Genomic DNA, 16,981 nt, shown 5'->3' on the forward strand with positions numbered 1-16,981 from the left:
GGGCCCTGCGCATGCAAACACAAATGCCAGACCAGCATGGTTGTCCAGCCATTTCCTTGGCTGGAACCTGTTCCCGATCGCGTACGTATGCATGACCTGCGTTAGTCTCACGAGGCGCAGAAACGGAATGCAGGCAGACGGGGGAAGTGCCGTGTCCTATTCGGAGCGCTGGCAGGAGCTGTTCGGACCGACCGGTGATGAGCCCGTGATGAGGCTCGCCTCGGCGTCCAGCGACCCCGGGGCCGGTCCTGGCGGAACAGGGAACCTCAAGCACAGCAAGGGTCCTTGGACCAGCGCTTCCGGCACCGCCGGCGATCTGCGGACCAGGACGGAGACGAGCCGCTCGGTGCTCGGACGCGGCCACGAGGGCATCGAGGCGGGAGCCGCCGGCCTCAGCTCCGTCACCGCCCTCAAGGGCGTGCTGAAGTCCTGGGAGGAACGCCTTCAGGCGGTGCGGGACGAGTGCGAGCAGCTCAAGGGCACCCTGCGGACAGTCGCCGGCGAGATGGGGGAGACGGAGACCGCGATCAAGACGTCCTTCAAGGGGGTCCGTGTCCCTGGCAAGGAGGATGAGAAGCGATGACCGGAACTCTCACTTGGCAGCAGCTGCGCGACCTCAAGACCTCCGAGTTCACGCAGGCCGGCGACAAGTGGCACGAGGTCTCCGGCCGTTCGGCCTCCGACCGGGCACGAGTGGACCGCGCGATGTCCGCGAAGCTCCGGGAGACCGAGGAGAGCGATACAGCGGAAGCGGCCCTCGGTAGGCTTCGGCGCCTCAGCCGCAACTTCCAGTACGTTCACACCGAGTGCGGGCTCGTCCGTACGGCGCTCAACGGGCTTGCCGGTGATCTCGCCGATCCGCAGCGCCAGTTGAAGCAGGCACTCGAGGACGCCGCCTCCCTGAACTTCACCGTCCACGAGGACGGTTCCGTCAGCTACCCGGCCGCCGAGGTCGAGGATGCCACCGGGGCGAAGCGGGATGCGTTAGGCGGCAAGGCCCAGGGCGGTTCCCACCTCCCGCTGGATCCGCCGGGCCTCGGCTCACCAGGGCAGCAGCCGCTCCACCCCGGCTACTCGCGCTTCAAGCCGATGAACCCGAACGTGGAGAAGGCGCAGGACGTGGCCGACCGTATTGCCCGGGCCGTACGGTCCGCGCGGGAGATCGACGCCCGGTATGCGAAGACCCTCAACGGTCTGAGGGCGGAGAAAGGCCTCGATGTCACCGCGGCCACGCTGAAGGACGTCGCCCGGGACACCGCCGACGTCCGCTCCACCGCGGGCATGCACCTCGCTGATGGCATCCCGCAGGACAAGGATCCCGCCGAGCGCAAGAAGTGGTGGGACGGCCTGACCGACGAACAGCGGCAGGAGTACCTGAAGGTCGCACCGGACCTGATCGGAGTCCTTGACGGCATTCCGGCAGTAGTCCGCGACGAGGCGAACCGGAACTACCTGCCGGTCCTCATCGACGAGGTGGCGCGGCAGGGCGGCGACGAGGCGAAGACCAAGCTCGACGCCCTCCGCATGATCCAGGGGAAGCTGAACGAGTCGACTCACCCGCCCATGTTCCTTCTGGGCATCGGGGACGAGGGCAACGGACGCGCGATCGTCTCGTACGGCAACCCCGACGCCTCCAAGCACGTTGCGGCGTACGTCCCCGGATTCGGCACCAAGCTCGACGACGAGTTCGTCAAGGAAACGATGGGGCGGGCCCAGGACACGGCCATCGGTGCCCAGGGTGTGGATCCGTCCAGTGCCTCGATCATCTGGCTGGGCTACGACGCCCCGCAGAGCGCGGACGTGATGTCGAAGGGCGATGCGCAACGGGGCGCCCCGGCGTACAACGAGTTCATGGCAGGCCTTTCGGCCACGAACGCGGACGAGGACCCGCACGTGACGGCGATCGGGCATTCCTACGGCTCACTCACCGTGGGCACGGCTGCCAAGGTGTCCGGTGGGATTCCGGGCGTCGATGACGTGATCCTGCTCGGCAGCCCCGGCGTGGACGCGCAGAAGGCGACGGAACTCGGCGTGGGCAAGGAGCATGTGTTCGTCGGTGCCGCCGACAACGACCCGGTCACCCACCTGCCCTCGAAGGACGAGTCGGCGCTCGGCTGGGTGATGGGAGGCCCGGAGGGGATCAGGGTGGGACGTGACCTCTTCGACATCGGCAACGACGATGTGTACTTCGGCAAGGACCCGGCGAGTGAGGCATTCGGGGCACAGCGCTTCCAAGTCGACGACGGGCCCAGGATGGTCCGCGATATCGGGTTGTTCGACGCCCACTCCCAGTACTTCACTCCCACGAAGGATCAGGAATCCGCGCGCAACATCGCCAAGATCGTCGGGGGAAGTCCGGAGCTCATCGTGAGGGAGAAGCATCGATGAGGCGTATCACGCGGACCATTCGCCTGACCTGTGCGGTGACCGTGGCCGGCGCGCTGTTCGCCGGGTGCGGGCTGTCGGGCGACACCAAGGACGGACGAGGAGCAGTGGCGGGCATGGACATGCAGGGGGCGGCGGAGCGCGCCGACGCGATGCTCTACGCGACCGTCGGAGAGATCAAGCCGGAGATCGAATGGGTCCACTACACGACGACGACCGGCAGCTGCGATGTGACGCGCTACTGGACCGTGATGACGGTCATCTCCGAACAGCGCCGCGGCAACTTCCTCGGTGTGGTCGAGCGTTTCTGGAAGGCGAGCGGCTATCGGATCAAGATGGTGAATCCGAGCAAGGACATGCCTGAAATCATCGCTACGTCCCCGGACGGCTTCGGCATCATGGTCAGCTTCGGCTACAAGGGGCAGGCGTCCTTCGAGGTCACCAGCCCTTGTGTGGGCGAGTCGAAGGTGGCCCCGCCCACGAAGGTGGCCACCGGCCGCACGTACGAAGGTAGGCCCCCCGCCCCCAACGTCCGCTCCGACTTCTGGTCTGCCGAGACTCCGGTACAGGGCCCCGCACCCTCACCCTGACCGAGAGTGGGCCGATGGGCCCACGGCTGCACAGGATCGACAGTCGGGAGCTCTGGTCGTGCTCAGGGGGTGGCCAGCTCCAGGAAGGACGTCCAGGTCTCGGGGAAGTCGGCGAGTACGGGGCGGTGAGGTCCTTGGAATCGCGGACGGGGACGGTCCGCCCCCGACTGGCGGAACGTGCGGCTGCCGGGTGCCTCAGGCGCCCCACAGCCAGGAGCCGTACTCCGCCGATGCGACGAGTTCGCCCAGGCCGAAGGCGAACGGGACAGGCACCAGCAGGAAGGCGCCGGCGCGGACCAGGGCCGGTCCGGCGATGGCGACCGCGTCATGCGGAGCGCTTGTCGTGAGGAAGTCGGTCGACGACGGGCCCAGGATGGTGCTTGAGGCCGGTCGGTTCGAGGCCCACTCCCAGTACTTCGATCCGGAGAAGGATCAGGAGTCGGCGGAAAACATCGCCAACATCGTCGGCGGACGTCCTGAGAACATCGTGAGGGAGAAGCATCGATGAGGCGCATCACGCGGACCATTCGCCTGACCTGTGCGGTGGTTGTGGCCGGCGTGATGGTCGCCGGGTGCGGGCTGTTGGGCGGTGCCGGGAACGGAAGAGAGACAGTGGCGGGCATGGACATGCAGGGAGCGGCAGAGCGCGCCGACGCGATGCTTTACGCGACGGTCGGGGTAATCAAGCCGGAGGTCGAGTGGGTCCACCGCGCGACGACGACCGGCAGCTGCGACGTATCGCGCTACTGGACCGTTATGACGGTCATCTCCGAACAGCGCCGCGGCAACTTCCTCGGCGTGGTCGAGCGTTTCTGGAAAGCGAGCGACTACCGGATCAAGATGGTGAATCCGAGCAAAGAGATGCCTACGATCATCGCTACGTCCCCGGACGGCTTCGGCATCAGAGTCAAGTTCGGCTACAAGGGGCAGGCGTTCTTCGAAGTCACGAGCCCCTGTGTGGACGAGTCGAAGGTGGCCCCGCCCACGAAGGTGGCCAACGGCCGCACGTACGAGGGCGAGATCCCTACACCTAACGTCCGCTCCGACTTCTGGTCTGCCGAGACTGCGGTACAGGGCCCCTCACCCTCACCCTGACCGAGAGTGGGCTGATGGGCCCCCGGCTGCACGGGATCGACCGTCGGGCGCCCCGGCGTTGCTCAGGCTGCGGCGAAGTCTACGAAGGATGTCCAGGTGGTGGGGGAGACGGCGAGTGGCGGGACGCTGAGGTCCTTGGAGTCGCGGATGTGGACGGTGTGGGGGCAGGTGGCGACCTCTACGCAGTTGCCGCCCTGGTCGCCGCTGTAGGTGGACTTGGACCAGGTGAGTGCGACCTCTACGCAGTCGCCGCCCTGGCTGCCGCTGTAGCTGGACTTGAACCAGTGGAGATCGGTGCTCATAGTTCCTCTGCCATCTTCTCGATCGTTTCCAGGGTCCTCTCCGGAGTGTATGCCTGGGCCCGCAGAACGCCGTACCTCCCGAACAGGTTGCCAAGGTCCGGCTGTTCGGTGATGAAGAAGCTTCCGCCTTGACCTTCGATGTATGCCAACTGCCGTCGCTCGGCGGTCTCCAGCAAGACGAAGGGACCGTTGAGGCCTGCGTGGTCCTCCCGGTCAGGCGACATCAGCTGAATTCTTACGTGTCGCAGCCTGGCTACTTCGGCCAGGTGGTGCAGCTGAGCCTTGAGGATGCGTCGGCTACCGATCGGACGTGTGAGTGCGCTCAACTCCAGTACGAAGCTGATATCGGGGAGTGGCTTGCGGCCCAGCAGCGTCTGGCGAGCCAGCCGCGCGGCTACCTTTTCCTCGATCTCATCGTCGTCGTAGGTCGGGTGGGCGCTGGCGAACACTGCCCGCGCATAGGCCTCGGTCTGGAGCAGCCCCGGCGTCACGTGGGTTTCGTATTCGTGACGGGCGAAGGCCCCTGTTTCCTCCTCCGCGAAGGGCGTGAACCAGTCCGGCAGCGGGCTGCCCTTCCTCGGTTTCGGCGCGGCGACGATCAGTGCACCCTGTGCACCCAGCACCTCGTCCGCCCGCTGTACGAACACGCCCTTCGGTGGCCGAGCACCCCGTTCCACCATCGCCACCTGGGACTTGGAGTAACCGATCCGCTTGCCCAACTGCTCCTGGGACAGTCCGGTTCGCTCACGGAAGTGCCTGAGCAGCAGCCCGAACATCTCGGCGGTGCTTTCGGGCTGATCACTGGAGTGCACGGGCTCACCTCGTATGTACACCGCTGTCCACAGCTTGCCTGTGACCCTGGTCACGGTACGTGTCTGCCGCAACGCTGAGCGCATGGAACTTCGAAATTCACCGGATCCGGTGCCGTCCTGGATCCCCGCCGCCGGCCACGCCCTCCGTCACGTCGGCATTCACTTCGACGCCGTCCGCGCCATCGGGCTGCTCGGTGAGGAAATCGCCTACGAGGTCATGCAGTTCACCGACTTCCGGGCCGGGCCCATCGTCCGCTCCGGCATCGGCGAGCGCAGCATGTACTTCCTGCTCGCGCCCGGGACCGCCGCCGGGCACCGGTGGCCTCCCGGGGTGGAGGCGATGAGCCGGACCGCGCGGGGGGACGCGTTCGTCGGGGTACCGGCATTGAACGGGGGGACCTGGCCGCTGGACTGGCGGTCGCGGCCCACGCCCCAGGATCCGTTCGTGGACGGCCGGTTGCTGCACGAGATGGCCTGGCTGCGGGCGGGGTGCGCCGTGAGGGAGTGAGCGGTCACCGCTCGGTGTACCGAAACCCGAACCCCCAGCCCGGCATACCTGTTGTGAGCGGGGCGACTGTCAGACCTGTCTGGGAGGCTCCGGGTGTGGAGATGACACTGCAACTGACGATTGACTGCTCCGATCCGCAGAAGATGGTGGCCTTCTGGGCCGAGGCCCTGGGGTACGTGCCCGAGCCCCCGCCGGGCGGGCACGCCACGTGGCGTGCTCACTGGGCGTCGATGGGGGTGCCCGAGGAAGAGTTGCCGGCCGGGGCGGGGGATGTCGCGGAGTCGATCATCGATCCTGCGGGACGAGGGCCGAGGGTGTGGTTCCAGGAGGTTCCGGAGCCGAAGGCCGCCAAGAACCGGTGGCATTTCGACCTGAAGGTCGGTGGGGGCCGTGGCGTCCCACTGGACGTCCGCACACAGCGGGTCACGGCTACGGTGGAACGGCTGGTCGCTGCTGGTGCCACCGTGCTGCGGATCAAGGATGAGCCGGACATGGAGCTCTACGCCGCCGCCATGCAGGATCCCGAGGGCAACGAATTCGACGTCATCTGAGGGCCGTTGCGACGGTCCTGGTCGTGGCACTCGTTCACGGCTTCGACCAGTACCGTCGCTTCGTAGCCCACTCATCCGGCATCCGGCTGGAAGGGCGGCCCTCTTCCTTCGCGGTACGGTGCTGACATGTCTCGATCAGTCGAAACCGGATCAGTCCTGTCTCCCGTCACCGCGGACGACGTCGGCCTGGCCGTGCGGCTCGCCGTGGGCGTCCTTCGGGACGCGCCCGCGGAGGGGTGGGACGGTAAGGCCGGTTCGCTGGAGTGGGACTGCTGGGAGACCGTCGAGCACATCGCCAACGACCTGTTCTACTACGCCGGGCAGCTGGGTCCGCAGAGCCCGCCGCTGGACACCCATGTGCCTTTCGCGTTGCGACACAAGAGGCCGGACGGACCCGCGTACTTCCTCTTCGCGGACCGTGATGCGGGTCCGGCCGGCCTGCTGCAGGTGCTGGAGACGTGCGGCGCGCTGCTGGTCGCCATGGTGCGTACGACGCCGTCCGGGGTCCGCGCCCACCACACCGCCGGGGTGTCGGACCCCGAAGGCTTCGCGGCGTTGGCGTTGCAGGAGACGCTGGTACACATGCACGATGTGGCGGAAGGCTTCGGGCTCGCCTGGACCCCGCCCTCCGACCTCTGCTCGCGGGTGCTCGCCCGTCTGTTTCCCGAGGCTCCGGGCGGCGCGGATCCCTGGCTCACCCTCTTGTGGGCCACCGGCCGAGCCGAACTGCCGGGACACCCTCGTCTCACCATGTGGCGCTCGAACAGCACACCGCACTAGCTGTATTGCCCTGTGAGGTTCGGTCCTCGCGGCTGGCTGTGGGCCCCGCGAGTCGTGGTACACCACGTGCGGGCCGTGTCACCGTGAGCGGCAACGCGCTGAAGCAGCGGACCTGTTGGCCCGCGCCGAGGCCGACCCCGTGCCTCCGCGGCCACCCTGGCGGGTGAGCTTTGCCGCCGAGGCCCACGCGAACGAGGTCGCTTCCGGTTACGGGACCCGGGCCACGGCCACGTAGATGCCGCTGTGCTCCTGCGTGGGCGCGGGGGTGCCGTTGAACCACTCCGGGGCCATCACCAGGCCGGGGGCGGCGATCTCCAGACCCTCGAAGAACCGCGCGAACTCCTCGCGGCTGCGCAGGGCCAGTTGGATGCCGCCCTTCCTGTACTCGTCCTCGCTCCGCTGCCCGACCTCCTCGTTCACGTCGGCCGCGCCGTGGGACAGCACGACGTAACTGCCGGGGGCCATGGCGTCCGTGAACGTACGGATGATGCCGATCGGGTCCTCGGAGTCGGGGAGGAAGTGGAGGAGGCCGAGGAGCGACAGGGCGATCGGGCGGTCGAAGTCGAGGGTCTCGCGGGCCGCGTCGAGGATGATCGCGGGCTCGCGGACGTCGGCGTGCACGTAGTCCGTCACGCCCTCCGGCCGGCTGATCAGCAGCGCCTCCGCGTGGCGCAGGACGATGGGGTCGTTGTCGCAGTAGACGACCCGGGCGGAGGGGCGGATCTCCTGGGCCACCTGGTGCAGGTTCGGCTCGGTGGGGATGCCCGTTCCGATGTCCAGGAACTGCGTCACGCCCTCGCCCGCCAGCCAGGCCGTCGCGCGGTTCATGAACGCCCGCTGCTGGCGTGCGCCGATCTTCGCATCGGCGGGCAGGAGTTCGGCCATCTCCTGGTCCACCGGGTAGTTGTCCTTGCCGCCGAGCAGCGCGTCGTAGACCCGGGCCGAGTGGGGCTTGCTGGTGTCGATCGGGGGGTGCGGAGCCTGTGCCGTCATACCGAACTCCAGATACACGTGGTGTGGACCAGTCAGTCGACGCAGTCTGCCACAACGCCTACGAGGTTCCGGCGGATACCCAGTGCCCCACCAGGTCGGCGTAGAGCGGGCTCTCGCGCAGGAGTTGGCCGTGTGTGCCGACGGCCGTGCGGTCGCCGTCGAGCACCAGGACGCGCGGGGCGCGCAGCGCGGAGCTGATGCGGTGCGCCACCACGACAAGGGTGGTGCCCCGCTCCGCGAACGCCCGCTCGGCCCGTTCCTCGGCCGACGGGTCGAGGTGGCAGCACGCCTCGTCCAGCAGCACGATCGACGCCTGAGACGCATAGGCGCGGGTCAGGGCCACGAGCTGCCGTTCACCGGAGGACAGCGGCGGCCCGTCCAGCCCGACGGACGCGTCCAGGCCGCCGAGCCGGTCCACCAGGGCCCGCGCGCCGACGGCCGTCGCCGACGCGAGGAGATCGGCGTCCCGCGCCTCCGGGTGCAGATAGCGCAGGTTGTCCCGCACGGTCCCGGTGAACACGTACGCCTCCTGGGGGATCAGCGTCACCGCCCGGTGGAGCCAGGCGCGGTCGACGTCCGCCGCCGGTACGCCGCCCAGGGTCAGCCGTCCGCTGTCCGGCCGGGCCATGCCCGCCAGCAGCGTGGTCAGGGTCGACTTCCCCGCACCGCTCGGCCCGACGACCGTCAGATGCGATCCGGCCGGGATGTCGAGGGAGAGCCCGTCGATCACGGGCACCGCCCCCAGCCCGTACGCGTAGCCGACGTCCACCAGGGACAGGTCCGGCGAGCGCGGGGTCCGCGCGGGAAGATCCTGGCCGGAACTCCCGGGCGTCCGGTGCTCCGTGGTGGGCGTCGACCGGCTCAACCGGCGCAGGACGGTCGCCAACTGCACTCCCCACGATCCGAGTACGGCGACGAGTGAACGCAGGGCCGGGGCCACTCCGCTCACCAGGTAGCTGGTCGCGCCCAGCAGTTCGCCCACCGACAGCGCTCCGCGGTCCAGGAGCCGCGGGGCTGTCAACAGCAGTACCAGCAGTGGGAGATGGCTGCCCAGTGCCACCAGCAAGGTGTTGGCCGACGCGGTCCGGGCGACCGCCCTGCACGCGTCCCGGTGTTCGGTGATCCGGGCGGACAGATCGCCGGCCACCCGGTCCCGGGCGCCGCACGCGACGACGTCCCGGATGCCGTCGAACGCCTCGCCCGCCGCCGCCGTCAGGGCCTCCTCCGAACGCAGTTGGCGGCGCTGGCGGCGGGCGAGGACGCGGAGCCGGGGGACGCAGAGGAGCAGGGTGAGCAGGACCGGGGGCAGAGTGAGGGCCGCAACCGGGGCGGACAGCGCGGCCAGGCCCACGAACGCCATCACCAAGGAGACGCCCAACTGGCGGGCCGAGCGCAGCAGAGCGGACACCAGCGCCCGTACGGTCTCGACCTGGACCGTCAGCCGGGCCACGCCCGAGCCCGCCGTGTCCCGCGCCCCCGCCGCCGCCCGGTGTACGGCTCCGGCGGCCACCGCCGTCACCAGGTCGTCCCGCAGCGGTTCCACGAGCCGCCCCAGCCACGGCGTCAACGTGCGCGTCATCAGGGCGCGGAAGACCATCGCGGCCCCGAGCAGACCGATCCAGAAGAAGCCTTCGGCGGGTCGTCCCGCGAGGAAGCCCCGGTCCAGGGCGGCGGCCACCAGCAGCCCGGAGGCGAGCGCCGGAACCGCCTCCAGCAGCGACCATCCCGTCACCGCCACCGCCGCCCCGCGGTGCTGCCGCAGGAACCCGGCGAACATCCGCCGGTCGATGGGGCGTGGGGCTGCATCGCTCATACCGACTCCTGGGCGTGCGGGTTCGCGTGCGGGTGCGTGCCGTGGTCCGCCTCGGCCTCGGCCGTGCCCCGCGCGTCCGGGTCCGCCTCGGCGCCGGGGCCGGAGCGCGTGTCGCGGTCCGGGGCGGTTCCCGGGCCGGTGTCGACCGCGAACAGGGCTCGATAGTCGTCGAGTTGCCACAGCTCGGCGTGCGAGCCCACGGCTCGGATCCTGCCGTCCTCCAGCCAGGCCACCAGGTCGGCCCGAGCGGCGGTCGACACCCGGTGGGCGATCAGCACCCGGGTGCGGTCCGACCAGGCCGCGGCGAGCGCGGAGTCGACCCGCGCCTCCGTGGCGGTGTCCAGGCTCGACAGCGCGTCGTCGAGCACGATCACCGCCGGGTCGTGGACCAGCGCCCGAGCCAGTCCGAGGCGTTGGACCTCCCCGCCGGAGAGCGGGGCGTCCGGCAGCGGAGTGTCGTAGCCGCGCGGCAGGCGGGTGATGAAGTCGTCCGCCCTGGCGGCCAAGGCGGCCGCCACCACATCCTCGTGCGAGGCGTCCGGGCGGGCGAAGGCGATCATCCCGGCCACCGTCGTCCCCAGCAGCGCGGGCCGCTCGAAGGCGTAGCCGACGGCGCCGCGCAGGGCCTGCGGAGTCAGCTCCCGCAGCGGTACGCCGTCGATGGCGACCGTGCCCGTCTCGGGTTCCCGCAACCGCCCGATCAGCGCCGCCAGGGTGCTCTTGCCCGCCCCGGACCGGCCGACCACCGCGAGCGCCGTGCCCGCCGGGACGGTGAGGTCCACGGCGTCGAGGACGAGCCGGGAGCCCGAGCGTACGGTCACCCCCGACAGGGTCACCGTGCCCTGGGCGGCCACCGGGCGGGGCCGCGTTCCGGGGGCCGGGGCCGACTGGTCGACGACCTCGGCGACCCGACGCGCACCGGCGGCCGACATGCCGAGCGCGAAGAGGGCGTCGAGCTGGTCCAGCGCGGCCATCGCGAGCGCCGTGTACCCGACGACCGCGGCGAGCTGGCCCGCGCTGATGTCGCCGTTGAGCAGGGCGAGGCCTCCGGCGCAGAGCACCAGCACCTCCACGGCCGGGATCAGCAGGCCCACCTGCCAACCGGCGTCCCGCTGCAGCGCCCAGACGCGGTGACCGGTGCGGGACAGTTCCGGGAGGGGTTCCAGGACCCGGCGCGTCTCGGCCGCCGCCGTGCCGCTCGCGCCGATGGTCCGGGCCCCGCCGAGCGCTTCCAGCAGCAGGGCGGAGATCCTGCCCTGGGTCTCCTGGTACTGGAGGAAGAGCCCCGAGCCGCGGTTCATGAACATCCGCGCGATGAGCACCAAGGGCGGCACGCCCAGCGAGAAGCAGAGCCCGATCCGCCAGTCCAGCAGCCACAGCGCGACCACGCCGCCGAGCGAGGTCAGCACCGCCGCCGAGGCCGTGACCAGGGTGACCCCGGCCGCGCCCGCCTGCGCGCACCCCGCGGAGAGACGTCCCGCGAGGTCCCCGGCGGGGAAGTCCGCCGTACCCGGGACCCCCGCGTCCAGCGCGCGTCGGGCCAGGGACCCGCGGAGGGTGGCCACCGTGCCGGAGCCGTACCCCCCGTTGGCCAGGGTCTGGAGGGCCCCGGTGGCCACGACGAGGGCGAGGAGCGACGCGCAGACGAGTACGGGACCGGCGGCGGGCCGCCGGGCGACGACCGCGTCCAGGGCCCGCGCCATGGCCCAGGGGAACGCCAGCGTGCCGGCCGACCCCAGGACCGCGGTGGCGGAGGCGAGGACGAACCAGCCACGCGTCCGGGCGGTCGCGTCCCACACCAGTCGCTGCGGAGACGTCATCGCGCTCCTTCCGGCCCTCCGTGGCATCCGCCGGGTCGGACGGGCACGGGTTGCGGTGAGTGGGGCGTACGGGGAGTGGATGGGGTGCGTACGGGAGACACGGCGTGCGCCGGGCGGGCCCAGGACGGGCCCGCCCGGCGCACGGCTGCTACTGCTGCTCGATGCTGGTGATGCTGCAGGTCCAGGTACACGTCCGGGTGCAGCCGGCCAGGGCGACGGACTCCTCGCCCTCCAGGGTCTGCAGCTCGTCGACGTCGACGGTCATGGCGTTGTCGATCATGGTGTTGTCCTTTCGTCGTGACTGATGTGCCCGAACACCGCCGAGGGCCGGCGATGTCGCACGGCCGCGTCGGCGACCGTGAGCTCAGAGGGTGCGAGGGTGCGGCGGCGGCCCGGGAATCCGGCCGTCAGGAAGCTCACCAGCCGGTCGGTGAGTTCCGCGCCGCCCCGCTCCTGGAGCGGGTGGTGGCCTGCTCCCGCGATGACGAGGCAGTCGTGGGGTGCGCGCTCCGGGCCGTCCGCTCCGGCCAGCGACCGGTGCAGCCGACGCGTCTCGTCCACCGGCACGACGGGGTCGTCGCAGCCGTGCAGGGCGAGCAGCGGTACGCGGATGCGGTGGGCCAGCCGCTCGACGTCCCGGGGACCGAGGTCGTCCTTTGGCGGTTCGCCCAGGCCGTGCCGGTCGATCAGCGCGTGCACCGCGGGCGACGACCGCTCGCGCAGTCCGCGCGCGGACAGGAACGGGGCGATCACCGCGCAGCGCGCCCAGGCGTACGGGTCGGCGCACACGGCCAGCAGGGCGAGGAAGCCCCCGTAACTGGTGCCGAGAAGAACGGGTGGTTCGGCGTCCGGCGGGCGCTGCTCCGTGAGCGTACGGACCAGGAAGCGGATGTCCGCGAGGTCGGGCACGCCCCACGCACCGTGGATCGCCTCCGCGTGGGCCCGGCCGTAGCCGGTGCTGCCGCGCTGGTTGGGGGCGACCACCGCCGCCCCGGCTTCCGACAGGCGTGCGAGCACCGGGTCGAAGCCGAGCGTCCAGTGGTCCTCCGGGCCTCCGTGCAGCGCGACGACGACGGTGGGTGCGGTGCGCCATTCGCCCAGGTGGATGGCCTCGAACCGCCCCGACGGGGTGGCGAACCATTCGGTCGCGGCATGCGAGGTCCCAGGGACGTCAGGGACGTCAGGGGTGCCAGGGGTAGGGGACGCGGCGTCGGACGAGGGGCGGTGCGTGGCCGTGTCCGGGACGGTGACCAGGTCGGCGGGCCGGTCCGGGGCCGCGTACACGACGCGCAGCCCGCCCGCGCTCCAGCCGGCGACCGGATGGAACGCGCCCGGCGGCAGCGCGGCGGGCCGGGGCCGGTCCGCCGCCACGTCGTACAGGAAGAGGCGGGCCCGCGCGCCCCGGGAGACCCGCAGCGCCACCCGCTCGCCCGCCGGGTCGGCGGCCAGCGGAAGGACCGCGCCGTCCAGGGAGTTGAGCCGGTCCGGGAAGTCGAGCCGGGCCCGGTCGCCGAGGGTGGCGATCCGCAGCCGCCCGTCGCCGGGGTCGCTCGCCGTCAGCAGCAGCCCCGAGGCGGGCGCCGAGAGCAGCAGCCGGTGGATGCGGCCGCCCGCCGGCGACGCCAGCGCGTGCCACCTCCCGTCCCGCAGATCGAGGGAGACGGGGCGGCAGCCTTCCGGCCCTTCGAGGTCCGTGGCATAGCGGCAGCCCGTCCCGTCCAGCGGCAGGAGGGCGGTGACCCGGCCCGGCAGGGTCACGGGGTCGCCCAGCCGCAGGGGTGCGGGCCGGACCCGCCAGACCCGGGTGCGGCCGTCGTGAGCGGTCTCCACCGCCAGCGCGAGCGTGCCGCGCGGGCCGCCGGACACCAGGCGCAGGCCCCGCGCCTCGACGGCCAGGGACTCGGCGGGCAGAGGCCCGGCGGTCGCGTGGTGGGACAGCAGGAGCAGATGACGGCCGGAGCCCGCCGCGCCGCGCAGCCACAGCAGTCCGCCGTCCTCGGTCGGCAGCACCTGGGTGGCGGTGGTCTCCGCCGGGAGGCCCTCCCGGTAATGGGGCGCGTCACCGGCGTACGGGGGTTTCGTGCCGTCGAGGTCCCACCACCCCGGGGCCAAGCCGCCGTCCGCCGAGCCCACCAGACAGGCGGCGAACCGGGACCGAGCCGAAAAGCGGAAGCTGATGCGTTCCGGCCGCCGGTTCATCGCACACCCACCGCGGTGCCCGGGTGTTGTCCGGCGGGTGCGAACAGCTCCGGGGCGTCCGGCATCCAGAGCCGGGCGCCGCCGTCGCGCAGGCGCAGCAGCATGCCCACCGTTCCGGCGAGGCCCGTCTGGTACCCGCCGGTGACCGCCTCGAGCGACTCGTCGGGCACCACCAGGAGGCCGTCGCGCCGTACGGCACGGGTGCGGATGCACGCGGCCAACTCCCCCGCCTGGTGGCGGTATCGGGGGTCGTCGAGCGCGGCGGACATGTCGAGCAGGAACTCCGCGTTCCCGGCGAGCCCGTGACAGGCCGCGGGGGAGGAGAGCCACATGGCCTCCCGTACCCCGGCCGCCGCGAGCACGGCCGCCTCCCGGTGGCGTTCGTCGCCGGACTCCGCCCAGAGCCGGATCAGGAACGTGCCGATGCCCGAGGAGCCGCTGCACCAGTGCGTCTGCCCCACCGGCCCGTCGGCGTCCCGGTCCCCGGCCGGCCAGACCGCCCGGCCGTTCCCCACCCGGGCCAGCTTCACCAGGGTGTCGCCCGCCGCGCGGGCCGCCCGGACGAGGTCCGCGCGATCCACGGCCACTCCGGCGGCCAGCAGGAACGCGCCGATGCCCGCGATGCCGTGGGCGAACCCGTAGTGGCGGGCCCCGGCGAGGTTCGAGTCGAAGGCGGCCGGAACGGGCCAGATCACGCCGGCGGAGTGCTCCTCGGCGGCCGCGAGGATCGCCTCGGCGCACTCGACCGCCCGGTCGCGGAAGACCGGGTCACCGGTCCGGTGCCAGAAGTGCAGTTGGGCCATTCCGGCTCCGGCCGCCCCGTGGCAGATGTCCCGGTTGGGCCAGTCGACGGGGACCGCGCGCGCCAGCGCGGACGCTTCGGCGGCGACGCTGTCGTCGCCCAGCAGCAGCGCCGCGTCGAGCAGCGCCCAGGCGGTGCCGGAGCGGCCGAAGTACAGCCCGGGCAGGAGCGTTCCGTCGGCCGTCCGGCCGGCGGAGAGATCGGCGAGACGCCGCCGCGTCCACTCCGTCAGCTCCGCCACCCCCTGCCGGACGTCGGGGCCCGCGCCCGCCGCCGCGGCCCGGGTGAGCACGGCGAGGACCCCGGCCGAGCCGTACTGGACGTTCAGCGGGTCGGTGGTCGCGCCGAACGCGCTGACGTCCCAGAGGTGCCCGCCGCTGCCGGGACGGGTGCGGAGCAGGTACGCGATGCCGTCGGCGATCAGCCGCTCGCGCTCCTCGTCCAAGAGGCCCGGAACGCCGCTCATGCCGGTGGCGTCCACGACCGTGCCGCGTGCCCCTCCGGTCTCTTCGCCGGCGGACCGGCGGCCGGTTCCGGACAGGCCCGCGAGAGCCTTCCGCACCCGGGGCAGCTCCCAACGTCCCTCAGGGAGAGGGGCGCAGAGGGCGAGGAGCAGGGGCAGGAGCGGCGCCGCCCAGGAGTGGTCGGCGACCGCCAGAGTGATCAGCGCGTCCGTGCGGTCACCGACCGGGCGGTCGTCGGGTACCAGGAGCATGTCGACACCCGTCGCCAGGTGCAGCAGGACCGCACCGAGGCCGTAGAGATCGCCCGCGTACCTGGGGGCCGTGAAGTCGTAGTCCCGCAGCGAGGACACCTCGGGGCCGACGTAGCCGGGGGTGTACCCGCGGCGGACCGGGACGCCCTCGGGGGCCACGTACTCGACGTCGATCAGTCGCACCCGGCCTTCCGGGCCGACCATGAGGTTGTTCGGCGAGAGGTCGCGCAGCACATGGCCGGTGCCGTGGACGGCCGCCACGATGTCGACGATCTGCCGGCTCAGGGCCAGGAACTCCGCGAGGTCCCGCACCGGGCGCTCCACCAGCCGGTCGCGCAGCGTCCGCCCCGGCACGAACTCCTGGGCCAGGAACAGGTTGCCGCCCTGGGCGAACAACTCGATCCCGGCCGGGGTGAAGCCCAGCGGGGCCAGCCTCTCCAGCATCTCGGCCTCATGGCGCAGGGTGTCCTGGAGGTCGGTGCCGTCCATGCGCACGCCCACGTGCGCCCGCGCCTCCTTCACCACGACCTGCCGGCCGGTGGTCTCGTCGGTCGCGAGATACACCCCGCCCTTGTAGGCGTGCCGGATCGCCTTGGCGACCACGTAACGGCCGTTGAGGCGAACGGACTTCCTCGCAGGTCTTCTCGCGGGTTCCTTCGCCGGTTCCCTCGTCGTCTTCTTCGCCTCGCCCGGCTCCTGCGACGGGCTCGGCGCGGTCCCCGGGGAAGGCGTCCTCTCCGGGAAGGCCGGCGGCGCCCACGAGGGGGTGGTCACCCAGGCCTCACGCCGGTCCTTCTCCAGGCCCCCGCCGGGGTTCCGCAGCCGTACGTCCGTGTCCCCGTCGTTCGTCGTCGTCCGCACCCCGCCGAAGACCCCGTAGCGGTAGTGGACGAGGCTGCCCCGGGCGTACGGCTGGTCCGACAGGATGCGCGGTCCGGCCAGTCCCAGCGTGGCCGCGTGCAGCCGTCGGGCCAGTCGGCGGAACAGCTCCGGGTCGTCGGGGTAGACCGTGATGAACTTGCCGCCGCCCCCGCGGTCGGCGCGCCCGCCCGTCAGCAGAGCGACCCGGTCCAGGGCTCCGGCGAACTTGAACGAGGCCCGTTCCTCGACCAGCACGTCGGCCGCCACCGCCAGGACCAGGGCCGCGGACAGCGGTGTGGCCGACAGGTGCAGCTTCCAGCCCTGCTCGCCGCTCCGGTGGCCGCGCGGCCGGACCGAGCACCAGAACTCCCCCTGCTCGACCGCCCATCGCGTCGCGCCGCGCCGGTGCAGCACCCCCTCGACGATGCCGGGCAGCAGGCCGGTGTCCAGCGCGAAGAAGCTGCCGTTGTCGTGTTCGTCGCGATCAGTGCTCACGGGCGATCCTTCCGTGCCGGCGCGGTGCAGAGCGATGCGGTGCAGTGCGATGCGGGGCGGGGCAGTGCGGGGCGGTGCGGGGCCGTGCGGTGCGGTGTGGATCGGGACTGTCCGGGCGGCGCCGGCGCTCGTGGGCGGGAGAGCGGTGCCGACGGGGAGTGAAGGACCGTCATATGACTTTCAGCCACGGCGAATCGAAAGATCTGCCGAGTTGTCCGGGAATCGCGGACCGTCCTCGGCCAGCTGTGCCTATCGTGGCC

Annotated in this window: 17 protein-coding genes; 8 read left to right on the plus strand and 9 right to left on the minus strand. The window is 71.6% G+C overall.

Features of this window, described 5'->3' with window-relative positions:
• The first annotated feature begins 151 nt into the window (after positions 1–151).
• From IG90_RS0116850 to IG90_RS0116860, 3 genes are read left to right on the plus strand one after another with little or no spacing between them, the layout of a single operon-like run.
• Positions 152–583, plus strand: coding sequence for a hypothetical protein (locus IG90_RS0116850; protein ID WP_030584476.1), 432 nt, complete (start codon positions 152–154; stop codon positions 581–583).
• Positions 580–2,388 (plus strand): alpha/beta hydrolase, encoded by a 1,809-nt coding sequence (locus IG90_RS0116855; protein ID WP_030584478.1) that lies wholly within the window; start codon positions 580–582, stop codon positions 2,386–2,388. Before IG90_RS0116850 ends, IG90_RS0116855 begins: the two co-directional genes overlap by 4 nt.
• The gene (locus IG90_RS0116860) at positions 2,385–2,975 is read left to right on the plus strand and encodes a hypothetical protein (protein WP_030584481.1); all 591 of its coding nucleotides are present in this window, start codon (positions 2,385–2,387) and stop codon (positions 2,973–2,975) included. Before IG90_RS0116855 ends, IG90_RS0116860 begins: the two co-directional genes overlap by 4 nt.
• A gap of 195 nt (positions 2,976–3,170) precedes the next feature.
• Here the strand turns inward: IG90_RS0116860 and IG90_RS46905 are convergent, their stop codons facing one another.
• Positions 3,171–3,350 (minus strand): DUF6336 family protein, encoded by a 180-nt coding sequence (locus IG90_RS46905; protein ID WP_324604283.1) that lies wholly within the window; start codon positions 3,348–3,350, stop codon positions 3,171–3,173.
• Between IG90_RS46905 and IG90_RS0116865 the strand changes: the two genes are divergently transcribed.
• Positions 3,319–3,483, plus strand: coding sequence for a hypothetical protein (locus tag IG90_RS0116865; protein WP_157846316.1), 165 nt, complete (start codon positions 3,319–3,321; stop codon positions 3,481–3,483). The two genes, IG90_RS46905 and IG90_RS0116865, sit on opposite strands and share 32 nt — an antisense overlap.
• Positions 3,480–4,070, plus strand: a complete 591-nt coding sequence (locus IG90_RS39490) for a hypothetical protein (RefSeq protein ID WP_030584487.1) — start codon at positions 3,480–3,482, stop codon at positions 4,068–4,070. The genes IG90_RS0116865 and IG90_RS39490 overlap by 4 nt, the downstream gene beginning before the upstream one ends.
• A 62-nt stretch (positions 4,071–4,132) precedes the next feature.
• Here IG90_RS39490 and IG90_RS0116875 read toward each other — a convergent pair whose 3' ends face one another.
• Positions 4,133–4,372: a DUF397 domain-containing protein gene (locus IG90_RS0116875; RefSeq protein ID WP_030584491.1), complete on the minus strand. Its 240-nt coding sequence runs from the start codon at positions 4,370–4,372 to the stop codon at positions 4,133–4,135.
• Positions 4,369–5,184 carry a helix-turn-helix domain-containing protein gene (locus IG90_RS0116880; protein ID WP_078585280.1) on the minus strand — a complete coding sequence of 272 codons (816 nt, stop codon included), beginning with the start codon at positions 5,182–5,184 and terminating at the stop codon, positions 4,369–4,371. Before IG90_RS0116880 ends, IG90_RS0116875 begins: the two co-directional genes overlap by 4 nt.
• Before the next feature lie 82 nt (positions 5,185–5,266).
• Here IG90_RS0116880 and IG90_RS0116885 point away from each other — a divergent pair, with 82 nt between their 5' ends.
• The 3 genes from IG90_RS0116885 to IG90_RS0116895 all read left to right on the plus strand — a co-directional run bounded on the left by IG90_RS0116885 (position 5,267) and on the right by IG90_RS0116895 (position 7,023).
• Positions 5,267–5,692, plus strand: coding sequence for a hypothetical protein (locus tag IG90_RS0116885; protein ID WP_030584497.1), 426 nt, complete (start codon positions 5,267–5,269; stop codon positions 5,690–5,692).
• 95 nt (positions 5,693–5,787) lie between these two features.
• On the plus strand, positions 5,788–6,243 hold the full coding sequence (locus tag IG90_RS0116890) for a VOC family protein (RefSeq protein ID WP_030584500.1): 456 nt from the start codon (positions 5,788–5,790) through the stop codon (positions 6,241–6,243).
• A gap of 126 nt (positions 6,244–6,369) precedes the next feature.
• Positions 6,370–7,023 (plus strand): hypothetical protein, encoded by a 654-nt coding sequence (locus tag IG90_RS0116895; RefSeq protein WP_030584503.1) that lies wholly within the window; start codon positions 6,370–6,372, stop codon positions 7,021–7,023.
• A gap of 207 nt (positions 7,024–7,230) precedes the next feature.
• Here IG90_RS0116895 and IG90_RS0116900 read toward each other — a convergent pair whose 3' ends face one another.
• The 6 genes from IG90_RS0116900 to lanL all read right to left on the minus strand — a co-directional run bounded on the left by IG90_RS0116900 (position 7,231) and on the right by lanL (position 16,721).
• Complete coding sequence (locus IG90_RS0116900) at positions 7,231–8,016, minus strand: SAM-dependent methyltransferase (RefSeq protein WP_030584505.1); 786 nt, start codon at positions 8,014–8,016, stop codon at positions 7,231–7,233.
• A 58-nt stretch (positions 8,017–8,074) separates the two neighbouring features.
• Positions 8,075–9,829, minus strand: coding sequence for an ABC transporter ATP-binding protein (locus tag IG90_RS0116905; RefSeq protein WP_051860104.1), 1,755 nt, complete (start codon positions 9,827–9,829; stop codon positions 8,075–8,077).
• Complete coding sequence (locus IG90_RS0116910; RefSeq protein ID WP_167344997.1) at positions 9,826–11,649, minus strand: ABC transporter ATP-binding protein; 1,824 nt, start codon at positions 11,647–11,649, stop codon at positions 9,826–9,828. The genes IG90_RS0116905 and IG90_RS0116910 overlap by 4 nt, the downstream gene beginning before the upstream one ends.
• Positions 11,650–11,797: 148 nt before the next feature.
• Positions 11,798–11,929, minus strand: coding sequence for an ALQxL family class IV lanthipeptide (locus IG90_RS45240; protein WP_206433852.1), 132 nt, complete (start codon positions 11,927–11,929; stop codon positions 11,798–11,800).
• Positions 11,926–13,848 carry an alpha/beta hydrolase family protein gene (locus IG90_RS0116920; protein WP_030584511.1) on the minus strand — a complete coding sequence of 641 codons (1,923 nt, stop codon included), beginning with the start codon at positions 13,846–13,848 and terminating at the stop codon, positions 11,926–11,928. Before IG90_RS0116920 ends, IG90_RS45240 begins: the two co-directional genes overlap by 4 nt.
• Entirely contained in the window at positions 13,845–16,721 is a 2,877-nt protein-coding gene (gene lanL, locus IG90_RS0116925) for a class IV lanthionine synthetase LanL (RefSeq protein WP_051860106.1), read from the minus strand. The genes IG90_RS0116920 and lanL overlap by 4 nt, the downstream gene beginning before the upstream one ends.
• Between the last annotated feature and the right edge of the window lie 260 nt (positions 16,722–16,981).

This window comes from Streptomyces anulatus, assembly GCF_000721175.1.
Classification (GTDB): Bacteria; Actinomycetota; Actinomycetes; order Streptomycetales; family Streptomycetaceae; genus Streptomyces; species Streptomyces anulatus_C.

Coding starts and splice junctions, on each gene's coding strand:
- IG90_RS0116855 (WP_030584478.1), top strand. CDS start 580: ATGACCGGAACTCTCACTTGGCAGCAGCTGCGCGACCTCAAGACCTCC.
- IG90_RS0116860 (WP_030584481.1), top strand. CDS start 2,385: ATGAGGCGTATCACGCGGACCATTCGCCTGACCTGTGCGGTGACCGTG.
- IG90_RS39490 (WP_030584487.1), top strand. CDS start 3,480: ATGAGGCGCATCACGCGGACCATTCGCCTGACCTGTGCGGTGGTTGTG.
- IG90_RS0116875 (WP_030584491.1), bottom strand. CDS start 4,372: ATGAGCACCGATCTCCACTGGTTCAAGTCCAGCTACAGCGGCAGCCAG.
- IG90_RS0116885 (WP_030584497.1), top strand. CDS start 5,267: ATGGAACTTCGAAATTCACCGGATCCGGTGCCGTCCTGGATCCCCGCC.
- IG90_RS0116895 (WP_030584503.1), top strand. CDS start 6,370: ATGTCTCGATCAGTCGAAACCGGATCAGTCCTGTCTCCCGTCACCGCG.
- IG90_RS0116900 (WP_030584505.1), bottom strand. CDS start 8,016: ATGACGGCACAGGCTCCGCACCCCCCGATCGACACCAGCAAGCCCCAC.
- IG90_RS0116905 (WP_051860104.1), bottom strand. CDS start 9,829: ATGAGCGATGCAGCCCCACGCCCCATCGACCGGCGGATGTTCGCCGGG.
- IG90_RS0116910 (WP_167344997.1), bottom strand. CDS start 11,649: ATGACGTCTCCGCAGCGACTGGTGTGGGACGCGACCGCCCGGACGCGT.
- IG90_RS45240 (WP_206433852.1), bottom strand. CDS start 11,929: ATGATCGACAACGCCATGACCGTCGACGTCGACGAGCTGCAGACCCTG.
- IG90_RS0116920 (WP_030584511.1), bottom strand. CDS start 13,848: ATGAACCGGCGGCCGGAACGCATCAGCTTCCGCTTTTCGGCTCGGTCC.